This is a genomic window from Micromonospora sp. DT233 (assembly GCF_049841815.1).
Taxonomy (GTDB): Bacteria; Actinomycetota; Actinomycetes; order Mycobacteriales; family Micromonosporaceae; genus Micromonospora.
The window spans coordinates 235,219-250,734 of record NZ_JBNCLB010000007.1; the positions used below are offsets into that span (position 1 = coordinate 235,219).

General features: G+C 74.3%; 16 protein-coding genes. 11 read left to right on the top strand and 5 right to left on the bottom strand.

What is annotated here, in order from left to right:
* The first annotated feature begins 19 nt into the window (after positions 1 to 19).
* The 3 genes from ACLQ2V_RS18040 (at position 20) to ACLQ2V_RS18050 (ending at position 1,962) form a co-directional block, all read left to right on the top strand.
* Positions 20 to 790 (top strand): DUF5995 family protein, encoded by a 771-nt coding sequence (locus tag ACLQ2V_RS18040; RefSeq protein ID WP_425719660.1) that lies wholly within the window; start codon positions 20 to 22, stop codon positions 788 to 790.
* Positions 791 to 998: 208 nt separating this feature from the next.
* Complete coding sequence (locus ACLQ2V_RS18045) at positions 999 to 1,127, top strand: hypothetical protein (RefSeq protein WP_425719661.1); 129 nt, start codon at positions 999 to 1,001, stop codon at positions 1,125 to 1,127.
* A gap of 145 nt (positions 1,128 to 1,272) precedes the next feature.
* Positions 1,273 to 1,962 (top strand): DUF4394 domain-containing protein, encoded by a 690-nt coding sequence (locus tag ACLQ2V_RS18050; RefSeq protein WP_425719662.1) that lies wholly within the window; start codon positions 1,273 to 1,275, stop codon positions 1,960 to 1,962.
* Between the two features lie 199 nt (positions 1,963 to 2,161).
* Here ACLQ2V_RS18050 and ACLQ2V_RS18055 read toward each other — a convergent pair whose 3' ends face one another.
* The 5 genes from ACLQ2V_RS18055 to ACLQ2V_RS18075 form a co-directional block, all read right to left on the bottom strand.
* The gene (locus ACLQ2V_RS18055; protein WP_425719663.1) at positions 2,162 to 2,371 is read right to left on the bottom strand and encodes a hypothetical protein; all 210 of its coding nucleotides are present in this window, start codon (positions 2,369 to 2,371) and stop codon (positions 2,162 to 2,164) included.
* A 487-nt stretch (positions 2,372 to 2,858) separates the two neighbouring features.
* Positions 2,859 to 4,109, bottom strand: coding sequence for a helix-hairpin-helix domain-containing protein (locus ACLQ2V_RS18060; RefSeq protein WP_425719664.1), 1,251 nt, complete (start codon positions 4,107 to 4,109; stop codon positions 2,859 to 2,861).
* A 233-nt stretch (positions 4,110 to 4,342) separates the two neighbouring features.
* Positions 4,343 to 5,692, bottom strand: coding sequence for an FAD-dependent oxidoreductase (locus ACLQ2V_RS18065; protein WP_425719665.1), 1,350 nt, complete (start codon positions 5,690 to 5,692; stop codon positions 4,343 to 4,345).
* Positions 5,693 to 5,704: 12 nt separating this feature from the next.
* Positions 5,705 to 6,055, bottom strand: a complete 351-nt coding sequence (locus ACLQ2V_RS18070) for a TcmI family type II polyketide cyclase (protein WP_425719666.1) — start codon at positions 6,053 to 6,055, stop codon at positions 5,705 to 5,707.
* A 241-nt stretch (positions 6,056 to 6,296) separates the two neighbouring features.
* Positions 6,297 to 7,109 (bottom strand): AfsR/SARP family transcriptional regulator, encoded by an 813-nt coding sequence (locus ACLQ2V_RS18075; RefSeq protein WP_425719667.1) that lies wholly within the window; start codon positions 7,107 to 7,109, stop codon positions 6,297 to 6,299.
* Between the two features lie 427 nt (positions 7,110 to 7,536).
* On the opposite strand from ACLQ2V_RS18075, the gene ACLQ2V_RS18080 reads away from it, so the two are divergent.
* The 8 genes from ACLQ2V_RS18080 (at position 7,537) to ACLQ2V_RS18115 (ending at position 15,508) form a co-directional block, all read left to right on the top strand.
* Positions 7,537 to 7,761, top strand: coding sequence for a hypothetical protein (locus ACLQ2V_RS18080; RefSeq protein ID WP_425719668.1), 225 nt, complete (start codon positions 7,537 to 7,539; stop codon positions 7,759 to 7,761).
* A complete protein-coding gene (gene accA / locus ACLQ2V_RS18085; protein WP_425719669.1) occupies positions 7,758 to 9,698 on the top strand; it encodes an acetyl-CoA carboxylase carboxyl transferase subunit alpha in 1,941 nt (646 codons plus the stop codon). Before ACLQ2V_RS18080 ends, accA begins: the two co-directional genes overlap by 4 nt.
* A complete protein-coding gene (locus tag ACLQ2V_RS18090; RefSeq protein ID WP_425719670.1) occupies positions 9,698 to 10,423 on the top strand; it encodes an SRPBCC family protein in 726 nt (241 codons plus the stop codon). The genes accA and ACLQ2V_RS18090 overlap by 1 nt, the downstream gene beginning before the upstream one ends.
* Positions 10,416 to 10,850, top strand: a complete 435-nt coding sequence (locus ACLQ2V_RS18095) for a cupin domain-containing protein (RefSeq protein ID WP_425719671.1) — start codon at positions 10,416 to 10,418, stop codon at positions 10,848 to 10,850. Before ACLQ2V_RS18090 ends, ACLQ2V_RS18095 begins: the two co-directional genes overlap by 8 nt.
* The gene (locus tag ACLQ2V_RS18100; RefSeq protein WP_425719672.1) at positions 10,847 to 12,121 is read left to right on the top strand and encodes a beta-ketoacyl-[acyl-carrier-protein] synthase family protein; all 1,275 of its coding nucleotides are present in this window, start codon (positions 10,847 to 10,849) and stop codon (positions 12,119 to 12,121) included. The genes ACLQ2V_RS18095 and ACLQ2V_RS18100 overlap by 4 nt, the downstream gene beginning before the upstream one ends.
* An 83-nt stretch (positions 12,122 to 12,204) precedes the next feature.
* Positions 12,205 to 13,482 (top strand): beta-ketoacyl synthase N-terminal-like domain-containing protein, encoded by a 1,278-nt coding sequence (locus ACLQ2V_RS18105; protein ID WP_425719734.1) that lies wholly within the window; start codon positions 12,205 to 12,207, stop codon positions 13,480 to 13,482.
* Positions 13,479 to 13,799: an antibiotic biosynthesis monooxygenase family protein gene (locus ACLQ2V_RS18110; protein WP_425719673.1), complete on the top strand. Its 321-nt coding sequence runs from the start codon at positions 13,479 to 13,481 to the stop codon at positions 13,797 to 13,799. The genes ACLQ2V_RS18105 and ACLQ2V_RS18110 overlap by 4 nt, the downstream gene beginning before the upstream one ends.
* Positions 13,800 to 14,113: 314 nt before the next feature.
* Complete coding sequence (locus ACLQ2V_RS18115) at positions 14,114 to 15,508, top strand: class I adenylate-forming enzyme family protein (protein WP_425719735.1); 1,395 nt, start codon at positions 14,114 to 14,116, stop codon at positions 15,506 to 15,508.
* Positions 15,509 to 15,516: the final 8 nt, after the last annotated feature.

Genomic DNA, 15,516 nt, shown 5'->3' on the forward strand with positions numbered 1-15,516 from the left:
AGAGCACAGTGGAGGAAACATGGGCGAGCCGGTCTGGGGCCCGGTGCACCAGGACATCGTCGGGTTGCTGGCCGACCACCCGGCGGACGTGCCGGCGGTGGTGGACCATCTCACCAAGCTCCAGGACCTGCTGGTCCGGCTGCCGCCGCTGGAGCGCAGCTGTCCCCTGGCCGACTTCAACGAGCTGTACCTGATCATCACCAGCACCGTGCTCGACGGCCTCTACGGTGACCGCTTCGCCGATCCGGTCTTCCTGGCCCGGCTCGACGTGGAGTTCGCCGCCCGCTACTTCGACGCGCTGCGGTACTGGACCGAGTCGAGCCCGAGCACGCCGCAGGCCTGGAAGTGCCTGTTCAAGCGGATGCGCGGCCCGGACGCCCGGCCGCTGCCGTCGGCCGCGGCGGGGGTGAACGCGCACATCAACTACGACCTGCCGTTCGCGCTGGTGACGACGCTGGAGAGCCTGGAGTCCGAGCCGGTCGACGGCAGCGATCAGCACCACGACTATCTGGAGATCAACCAGATCTTCGCCGAGCGGATCCCGGAACTGCGCCGGGGTTACCTGGACAACTGGCAGCTCATGATCGACATGCTCAACGGCGACATCGACGACTGGTACCAGGGCGAGTTGGTGGAGTACACCCGGAACGTGGCCTGGCGCAACGCGCAGAAGATCTGGCGCTGCCGGCACGATCCGGAGGCCCGCGAGTGTGAGCGTGAGCGGTTGGACGACAACGCCGCCGCGCTCGGCCGGCTGCTGCTGTCGCCCCTCGGGGCGTTCCTGCAGTAGCCGGAACGGGGGGTCCCCGCGCTACCGGGGGGAGCGCGGGGACATCCCCTGTCCAGGCTGTGTGCCGCCCGGCCGGGCGGCAGCCTCCCGGATCCCTCGATCAGGCGGTTATCGGGTAGATGGTGCAATTCACGCCATTGCCGCGAAATTAGGTGCTTTTCTGTTCTTGGCTGCCCAGCGGGGCCGCCCCGGTCGAAAGGCGCACACGATGAAGAAACCACTCAACAAGGGCCTGCTGTTCGCTGGTCTGTCCGTCGTTCTCGGGGCCGGCATGATCGGCGTGGTCACCCACACGGCGACGGCCGACGACGGGCCGCCGCCACAGCCCAGGCCGTAGTGGCACGACGAGCGGCCCCTCGTCGGCCCCACCGCAGCCCACGGGGCGGCCGTGCCAGTACACCTCCGATCAGCAGCCGGGTGGGCGGAACCGGGAGCTCGTCGCCATCGGCCTCACCGACGACCAAAAGCTGGTCAAGTTCGACGTGACCAAGCCGACCGACGCCTGCACGATCGGCACCGTCGCGCTCGGCGGCGCCGAGAAGCTGGTGGGCATCGACTACCGGGTGCAGGACGGCAAGCTCTACGGAGTCGGCGCTGCGGGAGGGGTCTACGTTCTCTCCACGACCAATGCCTCCGCCTCCAAGGTGAGCCAGCTCAGCGTCGCCCTCAACGGCCAGTCCTTCGGCGTCGACTTCAACCCCGCCGCGGACCGGCTGCGCGTCGTCAGCGACCGGGGGCAGAACCTGCGCCACAACCTCAACGACGGTGCCACGGTCGCGGACGGCAACCTCACCTACCCGCCGGCGACCGCCGTGGCCCTGGGCGTCACCGGCGCGGCCTACACCAACAACGATCTCTCCGCCGAGACCGCGACGACCCTGTTCGACATCGACACCACGCTGGACCAGGTCGCGGTGCAGTCGCCGGCCAACAGCGGACAGTTGGCCGCCACCGGCAAGCTCGGCGTCGACGCCGCGAGCCAGGCCGGCTTCGACATCTACAGCGTGGTCCGGGACGGCCGTACGACGCAGGTGAAGGGCTTCGCCGTCCTACAGGTCGGTGGCGGCAGCACCGTCTACGCGGTCGACGTGCTGACCGGCGCGGTGGGCGCTCAGGGCACCTTCTCCGGCCGCACGGTCGTGGACCTGGCGTTGCCCCTGAACCAGCTCTGATCGCCGATCACCGATCGACGACAAGCCGGCCACCCAGGCTCCTAGGATGCCCTGCGGGCGGTGACGACCCCCACGGCGACGGCCCTCCGGAACTCGCCACCCCCATCGAACGCCGAGGTGCGGCACCGTTGCCGTAGGCGGCGCACATGCAGCGGCCCGCGTCCCCCACACGGGGACGCGGGCCGCAGGCCGGACAGACCTACTTGGACGGCTCGGGAAGCTCGCAGTCGATCTTCGGGTTGGCGCCGATGTAGTTCAGGGGCCCGGCCACGATGGTCACCAGGATCGTGCCCGCCTCGGCGCAGTTGGCGTCCTCGCCTTTGTAGTAGCCGCGCTGGCCTGCGGCGATGGCGCCGATGACCAGCCAGATGACAAGGATGATTCCCAAAATCGACGGGCCGCGCCGCATGGCTTCCTCCGAGGTTGTGGTGGGTTGAGCTGAGCCCGTTGTACCCAGACGCGCCGATGGGTTAAACGGCGCCGGCGGGCGAGTCGGCACGCGGGTTGTCCGAGTTCGGTCAGTGCGGTGATCCGGGAGACTGGCCTGCCGAGCTGCGCCGGCGGCGAGCTGCGGCCCGTCGTCCGAGCTGGATCATGGCCTGCGCCCTCGACGTACGCGACTCCGGGCCGCCGGCCGACCGGACCGGGGAAGCGTCCGGCGCCCGCCGGGCTCGGTTAGGGGCCTGCTGGAGCGCCCTGCTGGAGCGCCTGCTGGATCGCAGTGTCACTGACGATGCGGTGGTCGTGGACGTGGAGGGCGCATCGTCACTGATCTCGTGTCGATCTTGTTGCTGGTCGGCGCGTCGTCCACCCCTCGGGGAGGCCGCGCCCGGCCGGCGACCCCAGACTGGGGCAACCGGCCGGGCGGCGCAACCGCGCGACGCCGTGTCGACCGGTCAGGACCGGTCGTCGCCGGCCGGGGCCGGAAGGGCGCGGTCGGCCTCGGCCGGAGCCCCGGCGAGCACGCTCGCCTGCTGGGGCCAGGTGGGCAGGCTCGGCGTGGCCCGGAGGCCGGCGGCGCGGATGGCGTCGCGCAGGTCGGCCACGGCCATGTCGGCCAGCTGCCGGTAGGTGCGGATCCCGGACTCCTGAAGTGCGGTGGCCATCTTCGGCCCGATGCCCTGAATTCGCCGGAAGTCGTCGGTGACCGTTGCCCCGGTCTCTGCCCCGGCCTCGGTCCCAGCCCCGGCCTCGGTTCCAACGCCGACGATCGACGCGGCCTCGGTGGCCGGCTCGGCGGGGGCGGCCGGCTCGGCCTCGGTGGCAGGCTCGCCCAGGCCGGCCGGCTCGGCGTCGGTGGCCGGCGCGTCGGCTGCGCTGGGCTCGGCGTCGTCGGCGGCGGCACGGGGAGCGGGGACGACGGGTGCGGGGACTGCCGGGGCCGGGACAGGAGTGTCCCCGCCCGCAGCGGTCGCGTCGGCGCCATCGTCGACGGGAACGTCCCGCGCCGGGCCGGCCTGGGCGGGAACGGCCTCGGGCTGGGACGCGGCCTCGGGCTGGGACGCGGCCTCGGGCTGGGACGCGGCCTCGGGCTGGGACGCGGCCTCGGGCTGGGACGCGGTCGTCGGCCCGTCGGCGGGGAGGTGCACGGGGGCGGATTCGGGCGCGTCGGCCGCCGGCTGCTGCGGCAGGTGCACGACCGGCGGTGCGTCGTCGGTGGGGTCGGTCAGCTCCCGGTCCGCCGCCCGGGTCGGGCCGGCGTCGGCGGTGTCGCCCTCGGGGATCGACCCGCCGGCATCGCGCGCCGCGCCGCCGGGCGTGGTGGCCTCGGCCGAGGTCGAGACGGTGGCGGAGGGCTCGCCGGTCGGGGCAGCGAGGGTGACGGGGTCGGTGCTGGGAAAGACCTGCGGGTCGCTGTCGCCCAGGACCGCGCCCGGCGGGGTCGCCTCGGCGGTCTCCGGGGCGGGGCGGTCGACGACGGCGGCCGGGACGACCGCCGGGTCGACGGTGGCCTCCGGGCGGGCCGGGTCGACGGTCGCCGATGCGTCCTGGCCGGAGGCCACGGCCACCCCGGCGACGGGGTCGCCCTCCACGATGGGCGCGGCGGCGGCCGACGCGTCCTGCCGGCCACGCAGCGCCCATCCGGCCGCCGCACCCAGCAGTAGAGCCAGGATCACGATCAGCCATTGCCCGAAAGTCGACGGCACGGCAAACCTCCCTCTTGTCAGCGTGTTGGTGAATAGTCGCGAGAAAAATCCGTCGCAGCTTCGCACACACGCCAGGTCGACGACAGGCAGGTCCGGGGGCTCTCGGTGCGGGTGGGACGCTTCGCACTCCTCGTGGTGGTGAGATGACCGATCGTGCCGACAGCGCGGTGGTCGGCGCAGTGGACAGCACCCGGCCCGGCACCGGTTCGAGGTGCCGGGCCCGCGTGGACGGTTCAGTCGGATTCGCCGCGATAGCGGTAGAAGTCCTCGACGAACCTGCGGCGCAGCGCGGGGACCCGGCTGGTGACGCCGAAGTGCGTCCGCGCGCCGAGCAGCGCCAGCCGGCCGAGCACCGGCCGGTACAGGGCGTCCCCGCCGCTGGTGCCGCTGCTGCGCAACGAGTCGGCGACGCGGGCGAAGCCGTACGGGATCATCTCCGCCTCGTAGTCGGCGACGGCCTGCACCAGGGTCTTGTCGCCGGCGGCGGCGAGCCTGATCTGGCGACACAGCAGCGCGGCGTCGCGCAACGCGGTGTTCGCGCCGACGCCGCGACCCGGGGTCATGCTGTGGATCGCGTCGCCGAGCAGGGTGACGGTGCTGCTCTTCCACGGCGCGACCGGCTCGGAGGTGGAGACCTTGACCGGCAGGGCGCTGCCGGGGTCGCAGCGGGCCAGCAGCTCGCGCAGCCGGGGATGCCAGTTGTGGGTCAGGTCCAGGGCGATCCGGATCAGGTCGGCGCCCCGGCGGTCCATGATGTCGGCGGGGAAGCGCCGGGCGGTGCTCCACACGATGAGGTTGATGTTGTCGCGGGTGGGGTCGTGGCGCAGGCCCGGCCAGCGGCGCAACAGTTCGGCGTCGGCGTCGTCGACCCAGGGTTTGACGTCGCCGTGGCGGTCCCACTTGAACTCCATCACGTGCAGCACGCCCATCGTGCCGCCGGCGCCGAAGATCAGTGAGATGCCCTGTTGCAGCCGCTGGGGCAGCAGCGCGCGGGTGTGCGCGGTCAGTGGGATCCGGGTGGCGATGTTGATGGTGCCCGCCGCCCGGTTGGTGGCGTGCGGCAGGTACTGGCGGCGCACCGCCGAGTGCGTGCCGTCGGCGGCGACCAGCAGGTCACCGGTGGCGCTGCTGCCGTCGGCGAAGTGGGCGGTGACGGTGCCGTCGTCGTGCTGGTCGTACCGGATGAAGGTCCGGCCGAAGTGGACGACGTCCTCCAGGCCGGTCAGCAGCACCTGGCGCAGGGTCATCCGGGCGACGGAGCGCTCGGTGTCGACCGGGTCGGCATCGGGTCGCAGGGCGAACGACGCGGTCTGGCGCAGCCCTTCGGTGAGAACGTTGAAGTACCGGGGGGAGCGGGCGCAGGTGACGACGAAGATGTCGAACAGCTCCGGCGGCAGGCACTCCCGCAGCGCCCGGCTGCCGGTGGGGCTGATGCCGACCCGGTAGCCGAGCAGCCCGTCGGCGCGGTCGGTGGCGCGTTCGTGGACCGAGACGTCCAGGCCGGCCCGGCGTAGCCCCTGGGCCAGGCAGAGGCCGCCGGTGCCGGCGCCGATGATCAGGATGTGCGGGGCCTTGGCGGACATGGGATCGCCGGTTCAGCCGGCCGCGCCGGTGGCGCTGACCGAGGGCGCGACGTCCCAGCTGTAGAAGCAACCGGCCATGGCGTCGCGGGGGGAGCGCCACGTCGGCAGGTAGGGCGAGGTGTGCGCGGCGAGCCGCTCGTCGACCTGCAGGAACAGCGGGTGCCTGCGGGCTGCGGCGAAGGTGTCCGGATCGACGTCGTCGGTCTCCATCAGGTGTACGCACAGGTCGTGCAGGCAGTACAGGGAGCGGTGCCGGACCCCGGTGAGGGCCGGCAGTTCCGTCGCGTCGGACTCGGCGAAGATCTGTGCCACCCGGCCCTCGGCGCCGGGGATGATCCGGCTGACGATCAGTAGACGACTCATGGGACCCCTCCCGCCGGTGGTGCCCCGGATGGTGGTCGAGGAGGACCACGGGCACCGTTGTGGCCCACCCTCTCCGACGTTCTGTCACGTCGCCGTCACCGAACGTGGGGTGCTGGTGACGGGTTCGGCCGGGCTCACGACGTGGCCCGGTGGCGGCCACGGGTGGCCCTGCGGCCGGATCGCCGTGGGGCGCGGGCCGAGCGCGCGGGGATCGGCGCGGGCGGGGTCAGCGCGGGCGGGGTCAGCGCGGGCGGGGGCCGGTACGGCGGATCGGCTCGCGGCGCGGTTGCGGCGTGGCCGCCCGGGTGGCCCGCCGGATCGGTGCCAGGGTGTCCTGGAGCAGCGCGGACATCGCCGGGGAGGGCTCCAGGCGCAGCTCCCGCAGGAGCATGTCGCGGTAGGCGTAGAAGGCGTGCACGGCCTCGAAGACGTTGCCCTCGGCGAGGTGGATGCGCACCACCAGCCGGTGCGGCGTCTCGCGCAGCGGCTCCGCCGCCATCGCCTCCAGCGCGGCCTCCAGCGCCTCGCCGTGGCGGCCCGCCGCGATGTGGTTGCGGGCCACCTGTTCGAGCATGTGCAGCCGCAGTTGGCGCAGCCGCTCCCGGTCCAGCAGCACCCAGTCGTCGTACCAGCCGGGGAGCAGGTCGTGCCGGCCGGCGCCGAGGGCGGCGCTGGTGGTGCCCGGGTCGTCGCCGTCGCGGACCCGCCCGGCGGTGGCGGTCAGCTCGTCGACGTCGAGCCGGACGCTGGGGTGCAGGCGTGCGGTGTCGCCGGTGGTGACCAGGGGGCAGCACGGGTCCTGGCGCAGCCGCCACAGGGCGGTCCGCAGGGAGGACAGGGCGCGTTCCTCGGGGGCCTCGGGCCAGAGCAGGCCGGCGAGGTGGCTGCGGGTGACGCCGGGGCGCAGCCCGATCACCGCGAGGACGCGTTGCAGGCCCCGGGGTACGACCACCGAGGTGTCGTCGTGCAGCAGGCGGAAGCCCCCGAGCAGGTGCAGCGAGACCTTCGGTGTCGCGCCGTCCTTCCTGGTCGGCGTGGGCCTGTCAGCGGTCACGGCGGCACTCCCTGCACCGGACCGGGGTCCGGACTGTCGTCTGTCCCGGCGCGCGGGCGTACCCGGGACGCCACTGTCGTCGGTGGTGCCGAGCGGCACCGCACCGAGCGCCGCGACGCCGGGCTGACCCATCCGAAGACTAACCACAATGGTTACTCTGAGTCAATATGGTTTTTCGACGCGTCAAGCGTGCTGTCTCCAATGCGACCGGGGTTGATCTGCGAGAACTTGTCGGTCCGGCCGCCCGATTCACAGGCGCGGCATGGATCGTTCACAGGTTGCATCAACGCAGCGTCACCGGATGTGGTGTCCGGTGGGCGACCGGTGGTGACGCCGCCGTGACGGCCGCCCGCGCACCGTGTCGGCAGTCGTCCCGCCTGACGAGGGGGCGCACCACGACCGCCACGCACCCTGGGGAGGCCCGTCCATGGATCGTTCAGCCAGCGTCGCCGCCCCGGTGCTCGCCGCCCCGGTGCTCGGCGGCGGGGAGCGGGCCGTCGCCGGTGCCGGGTCGGGTGCGACGCCGGTGCCGTCCCGACACCGGTCGCGGCGCCGGCCGTACGCCGGGCCCGCCCGCAGGCCGACCGGGCGGTCCCGGCGGGACCCGTTCTCCTGCCGCCACCGCAATCCGGCGACCGGGCGGCGATCGTGACCGCCACGGTGGGCCGCGACGAGCAGCTCTGGTCGCGCTGCGACGGGTGCGCCGCCCTGCTCTACCGGCGGCGGCTGCGTCGCAACCTGGACGTCTGCCCGGGGTGTGGGGCGCACGCCCGGCTGGCCGCGTCGGAGCGAGTGCGTCAGCTGGTGGACCCGTCCTCCTTCGTGGCCCTGCCGGAGCGCCCGGACGACGTGGACCCGATCGGCTTCGTCGACGTGCTGCCGTATCCGCTTCGGCTGGTCGCCGCCCGCGCCGGCACCGGCCTGGCGGAGGCGGTGCTCTGCGGCACGGCCACCATCGGCGGGCACCCGGTGGCGCTGGCGGTGGTGGACTTCCGGTTCCTCGGCGGCAGCCTCGGCTGCGTGGCCGGTGAGCTGGTCACCCGCACCGCCGAGCGGGCGCTGGCCGACCGCGTCGCGCTGGTGCTGGTCACCGCCTCGGGTGGGGCGCGCATCCAGGAGGGCACCCTGGCGCTGATGCAGCTGGCCACGGTGAGCCAGGCGATCGGGGCGCTGCGCGAGGCGGGGCTGCTGACGGTGAGCGTGCTGACCGACCCGGCGTACGGGGCAGGGGCCGCGTCGTTCGCCCCCGACACCGACGTGCTGCTGGCCGAGAGCGGTGCCCGGTCGGGTGTCGCCGGCCCCCGGGTGCTCCGGCAGGTCGCCGGGCGGCCCCTGTCCGACGGGTTCCACAGCGCCGAGTTCCTGCTGCGACACGGCCTGGTCGACCTGGTGGTGCGGCGACGGGACCTGCGGGACCGGTTGACCACGCTGCTGGAAGCGGCCCGCTCGGGCCGGCAGGCGAGGGACCGGGCGACGGGCCGGCCGGCGACGGACCGCGCGACGGGCCGGCGGGCGACGGACCGGTCGGCCGACCGATGGACCGGCCGACCGGGGGTGCACCGGCCGGAGACCGGGCCGCCGCCGTCCCGCCCCGCCGCCGTAGCGCCGGTCGGCAGCGCCGCCGCAGCGGCCCCGCCCGGCCCCGCGGCGACCGCCACCCCGGTCGGCCGCGACGCCGCGGGCCGGGCGGGCGCGGTCGACCCGTGGGAGACGGTGCGGCTGGCCCGCCACCCGGGCCGGCCGACCACCCTGGACTACCTCGACAGCGCGTTCGACGGCTTCACCGAGCTGCACGGCGACCGCCTCGGCGCGGACTGCCCGGCCGTGGTCGGTGGGCTGGCCCGCCTGGGTGACCGGCAGGTGCTGGTCGTCGGTCACCAGAAGGGGCACCACGCCGCCGAGCTCGCCGCCCGCAACTTCGGCATGGCCAGCCCGGCCGGGCACCGCAAGGCGCTGCGGCTGCTGCGCCTCGCCGCCCGGCTGGGCCTGCCGGTCGTCACGCTCGTCGACACCCCCGGGGCCGACCCCGGGATGCGCGCCGAGGAGCAGGGACAGGCGGCGGCCATCGCCGAGAACATCCTCACTCTGAGCTGCCTGCCGGTCCCGGTGGTGGCGGTGGTGACCGGCGAGGGCGGCGGTGGTGGGGCGTTGGCCCTGGCGGTGGCCGACCGGGTGCTGATGCTCCAGCACGCCGTCTACTCGGTGATCAGCCCGGAGGGGTGCGCCGCGATCCTCTGGTCGGGCCGCGCCGCGGCGCCGCAGGCGGCGCGGGCGCTGCGGCTGACCGCCGTGGACCTCTGCGCGCTCGGCATCGCCGACGACGTCGTCGCGGAGCCGAGCCCGGGGGCCCACGCCGACCCACCGGCCGCCGCCGAGCTGCTGCGCGCGGCGGTGCTGGCGAACCTGACCCCGCTGCTGGACGTGCCGCCGGCGACCCTGGTCCGTCGTCGCCGGGCGCGGTTTCGCCGCTACGGCGCGGCCCGCACCGCCGGTGACCCCGGCGCGAGCGTGGGCGGCACGACACCCCCACCCGGGCCCGGCACCGCCGTCGGCGCGGCGCCGTCGCGCCCCGACCAGAGGAGGAACTGATGACCGTCACCCACGGCCGACCGTTGACCGCCGAGATCACCGACATCCTGGTGGCGCACTGCGGCCTGGACGCCGAGGCCGCCGCCCGAGAACCCGACGCGTCCCTGGAGCAGCTCGGCATGGACTCGCTGGCCCTGCTCGAACTCTCCGCCGTGCTCGCCGACCGCTACCGGGTGCGCATCCCCTCCGACGCGGGCCAGCTCAGCATCGCCGCCGTCGCCGACCTGGTCGCCGGCCAGGGCGACCCGCCGGGGCACACCGAGAACAGCATCGTCATCGCCGCGCCGCTGCGGTTGGTCTGGGAGCTGACCAACGACGTGGCGAACTGGCCGGAGCTGTTCACCGAGTACGCGGCGGTGCAGATCCTCGAACGCGACGGGCGCACCGTGCGGTTCCGGCTGACCATGCACCCCGACGAGACCGGGACGGTGTGGAGCTGGGTGAGTGAACGCACCACCGACTGGGAGAACCGGCAGGTGCGGGCGCACCGGGTGGAGACCGGACCGTTCGAGTACATGAAGATCCACTGGCGTTACGGCACCGAGCCCGAGGGCACCCGGATGACCTGGACGCAGGACTTCGCGATGCGCCCGCAGGCGCCGCTGGACAACGCGGGGATGACCGCGCGGATCAACGCCAACAGCCGCGTCCAGCTCGCGGTGATCAAGGAACGCGTCGAGCGGGTCGCCCGTACCCGCGCTGCCGCCGGAGGCGACGATGAGTGAGACGACCGATCGGCGGCCGGCGGCCGGCGCGGGCCCGCGCACCGTCGCGGCCCGGGACGTGCCGCCCGACCGCCGACGCGGCGGCGAGCTGCGGGTGCTGCTCGGCCCGAAGACCGTCGGCAGCACCTCGGGGTTCCTGGGGGTGGCGGCCCTGGCGCCGGGGGAGCGCATCGCCGAGCACTACCACCCCTACAGCGAGGAGTTCCTGTACGTCGCGCGCGGGGCGATCACCGTCGACCTGGACGACGACCCGGTGCCGCTGGCCGCCGGGGCGGCCCTCTTCGTGCCCGTCGGCGTGCGGCACCGGCTGCGCAACACCGGCGTCGAGCCGGCCGAGGTGGTCTTCCACCTGGGACCGCTCGCGCCCCGGCCGGAACTCGGCCACGTCGACACCGAACCGGCGGCCGGGCAGCGGGGCGCGTCGTGACCGCGCGCCGCACGGTGGTGACCGGCATCGGGGTGGTCGCCCCGGGCGGCGCGACCCGGGACCGGTTCTGGAAGACGATCACCGAGGGGCGCACGGCGACCCGGCGGATCACCTTCTTCGACCCGTCGCCGTTTCGTTCCCGCATCGCCGCCGAGTGCGACTTCGACCCGGTCGCCGCCGGGCTCACCGACGCCGAACGGCGCCGCGCCGACCGGTACGTGCAGTTCGCGCTGGCCTGCTCGATCGAGGCGGTCGCCGACAGCGGGCTGGCGCTGACCGACGCCGAGCGCGACCGCGCCGGGGTGGTCCTCGGCACCGCCGTGGGCGGCACCATGGCCCTGGAGCAGGAGTACGTCACCGTCAGCGACGCCGGCACCCGCTGGCTGGTCGACCACGCACGCGGTGGGCCGTACCTGTACCAGGCGCTGATCCCCAGCAGCCTGGCCGCCGACGTGGCCTGCCGGCACGGGCTGCACGGCCCGGCGCAGGTGGTCTCCACCGGCTGCACCTCCGGCATCGACGCCATCGGCTACGCCCACCAGCTCATCGCCGACGACGAGGCCGACATCGTCCTGGCCGGGGCGGCGGACTCGCCGATCTCGCCGGTCACCGTCGCCTCCTTCGACGCGATCCAGGCGACCAGCCCGGACAACGACGACCCGGCGCACGCCTCCCGCCCGTTCGACGCCGACCGGCGCGGGTTCGTCCTCGCCGAGGGCGCGGCGGTGCTGGTGCTGGAGGAGTACGAGCACGCCCGCCGCCGGGGCGCGCACGTCTACTGCGAGGTGGCCGGGTACGCCAGCCGCAGCAACGGCTACCACATGACCGGGCTGCGCCCGGACGGGCTGGAGATGGCCCTGGCGATCACGGCCGGCCTGCACCAGGCCCGGCTGAACCCCGCGCAGGTCTCCTACGTCAGCGCGCACGGCTCCGGCACCCGGCAGAACGACCGGCACGAGACGGCGGCGTTCAAGCGGGCCCTCGGCGAGGCCGCCCGACGGGTGCCGATCAGCTCCATCAAGTCGATGGTGGGGCACTCGCTCGGCGCGATCGGCTCCATCGAGATGGCGGCCTGCGCCCTGGCCGTGGAGTTCGGCGTGGTGCCGCCCACGGCCAACTGGGTCACCCGCGACCCGGAGTGCGACCTGGACTACGTGCCGAACGAGGCCCGCGAGCTGCCGGTGGACGTGGCGCTCTCGGTGGGCAGCGGCTTCGGTGGCTTCCAGTCGGCGATGCTGTTCCGCCGGCTCGCCCCGGCGGGCGCCGCGTGAGCCGCCCCGACGGTGGCCGGGCGAGCCGCCCCGACGGTGGCCGGGCGAGCCGCCCCGGCGGTGGCCGGGCGAGCACCCGGGCGGTGGTCACCGGCATCGGGGTGGTCGCCCCCAGCGGCACGGGCGTCGACGCGCACTGGGCCACGGTGGCCGGCGGCGTGCGGCGCATCGGCCCGATCACGCTCTTCGACCCGGCCTCCTACCCGACCCGCCTGGCCGGGCAGGTGCCCGACTTCGCCGCCTCGGCGTGGGCGGACAACCGGCGGCTGGTGCAGACCGACCGCTGGACCCACCTGGGCTTCGCGGCCACCGCGCTGGCGCTGGCCGACGCCGGCCTGCCCGAGCAGGCCACCGACCCCTACGAGTACGCGGTGACCCTGGCCAGCTCGTCGGGGGGCAACCTGTTCGGCCAGCGGGAGCTGCAACGGCTCTGGGGTGGCCCGTCGCGCACCGTCGGGGCGTACCAGTCGATCGCCTGGTTCTACGCGGCCAGCGTCGGGCAGCTCTCCATCCACCACCAGTTCAAGGGCCCCAGCGGGGTGTTGGTCAGCGAGGCCGCCGGTGGGCTGGACAGCCTTGCGCACGCGGTGCGTACCGTGCGGCGGGGCACCCCGGTGGTGATCGCCGGGGCCACCGAGTGCCCACTGAGCCCGTACGCGCTGGCGTGTCAGCTCGCCTCCGGGCTGCTCAGCACGGAGACCGACCCGCTGCGGGCGTACCGGCCCTTCGACGCCGACGCGGGCGGCTACGTCCCGGCGGAGGGTGGGGCGGTCTTCGTGGTGGAGGAGTTCGGGCACGCCCTGGCCCGGGGGGCCCGCATCTACGGTGAGGTCACCGGGTGGGGGGCCACCCACGACGCCGCGCACACCGGCCCCGACTCGGCCGGCGACCCCGTGCAGTACGCCCGCGCGATGCGGCTGGCCCTGCAGCGGGCCGGGGTCGGCGCGGCCGACGTCGACGTGGTGCTGCCCGACGCGCTGGGCACCCGACGCCACGACCGGGCCGAGGCCGACGCGCTGCGCGCGGTCTTCGGGGCCCATCCGGTGCCGGTGAGCACCCAGAAGCCGCTGACCGGCCGGGCCCACCAGGGCGGGGCGGCGCTGGACGTGGCCACCGCGTTGCTGGCGTTCGCCCACGACAGCCTGCCCGCCTCGGCCGGCCCGCAGCGCCCCGCCGACGGCTGCGAGCTGGACTTCCTGCGCGCGCCGCGCCGGCCCGACTCGCGGGTGGCGCTGGTCTGCGCCCGGGGCTTCGACGGCTTCAACAGCGCGTTGGTGCTGCGCGGCGCGGCGGCCCGCCCGGTGCCGCAGCAGCCCCGCCGGGCGGCCGAGCCCGGCGCGACGGAAGGAGCGGACGGATGATGTCACAGCGGGCCCGGGTGGTCTTCCTGGTGCGGGTGCCCGAGCAGCGCACGGGGGACTTCCTGCGCGCGTACCAGGCGATCCGGCACCTGGTCGCCGAGGGGACGCCGGGGCACCTGGTGGACCAGGTGTGCCGCTCGGCCGCCGACCCGGAGCAGTGGTTGATCACCAGCGAGTGGTCCGACCTGGCCGCGTTCGAGGCCTGGGAACGCAGCCCTCAGCACCGCGACCTGGTCCAACCCCTGCGCGAGTGCTTCAGCGCCGAGGAGCTCTCCCTCCGTTTTTTGATCTACGCCCAGACCCCCGCCCTGACCTGACCGCCCGCCTGCCTGGCCGAATCGATTCCCGTCGATCTAGAAGTGATGGCGTTTTCCGCGCAATGAACACAGTGGATCTTATTTTCGCCAAATGTCCATGATCGACAAAACCGGGCAGGCGAAGGCGGGTTGTCCTGATCCCGCCTCGCGGATCGGCCCATCGGAAATTGGGCCGGCCGACCTTTTTGATCTAGCCATTCGCACCTGTTGAGGGCCGAACGGCCTGTCGTACTGTTCGCTCAGCACGCAGAAAGACGCACCGCAAATAGTCGGTGCGCGCTTTGTCGATGTTGGACGGAATGGCCACAGTGACGATGGACTTCGCGGCACAATACTCCTTAACGGACGATTTGGATTGGGTCGACGAGATCCTCCTGGCGGGCCCGGCGACCGACGTCTGTTTCCGGCTGCCCGACCCGCTCGACCGGGGCACCCTGCGCCGGCTGGTCGGCGAGGCCCAGGCCCGGCTCGCCGCCGCCGGGCTGCGTCCCGGCGGCGCGGTCGCGCTGCGCCTGCCGCCGTCGGTGGCGTACGTGGTGAACCTGCTGGCCGCCTGGCGCAGCGGTGCCCAGGCGATCCTGCTCGACCACCGGCTCACCGACCACGAGGTGGCCGGCGCGCTCGAACGGCTCACCCCACAGGTCGTGGTGGCCCCGCAGCGGCGCGGCACCGGCGCGCTGAAGATCTTCGTGGACGTGACCGAGGGCGTCACCGCCTACTCGGACCGGCCGGCGGGCAGCCCGCATGCGGTGATCCAGCTCAGCTCCGGCTCCACCGGGCCGGCCAAGGTGATCGGGCGCAGCGCCGCCTCGCTCGTGGCCGAGGTGCGCCGCTACACCCGCATCGACGGGGTGGCGCTGCCCGGCGAGCGGATCATCCTGCTGCCGTCGATGGTGCACGTGCTCGGCCTCGTCGGCGGCCTGCTCTACGGCCTGCACGCGGGGGTGACGCTGGTGCCGCCGGCCCGGCTCAGCGGCGACGCGGTGCTCGCGTCGATCGCCGCCGACGACAGCCCCGCCACCGTGCTGGGGGTGCCGTTCCACATCGGGCTGCTGGCCAGCACCCGCGCGGCCGGCCCGCTGCCGCAGCTCAAGCGGATGACCACCGGCGGCGAGCTGGTCCCGGCGGCCGTCGTGGCCGCCTTCACCGACCGCTTCGGCGTGCCGCTGGGCAACATGTACGGGATGACCGAGGTCGGCGTCATCGGCACCGACCTGCACGGGCGGCACCGCCCGTCGATCGCCCCCGCCCCCGGCATCGAGGTGCGCCAGTCCGCCGCCGGGGAGCTCTGGGTGAGCTGCTCCGAGTCGCCCTACGTCGGGTTCTCCGACCCGGACCGCTGGGCCGACGGGTGGCTGCACACCCGCGACGCGGGCACCGTGGACCCGGACACCGGCCTGGTCACCGTGCGCGGCCGGCTCGACTCCCAGGTGTCGGTGGGCGGGATGAAGGTCGACCTCACCGAGGTGGAGGCGACCCTCGCCGGGCTGCCCGGGGTCGGCGCGGCCGTGGTCATCTTCGACGACGGCATCACCGCGTACGTGCAGCCGGAGGCCGAGCTGTCGGCGGAGACGCTGGAGCGGTTGCTGGCCGAGCGGCTGGCCGGCTACAAGCGGCCCCGCACCCTGCGCCTGCTCGACCGGCTGCCCCGCACCACCACCGGCAAGCTGGTCCGCTCCACCGAGGCGCTGCGGGCGGCCGCGCCGTGACCGGCCCG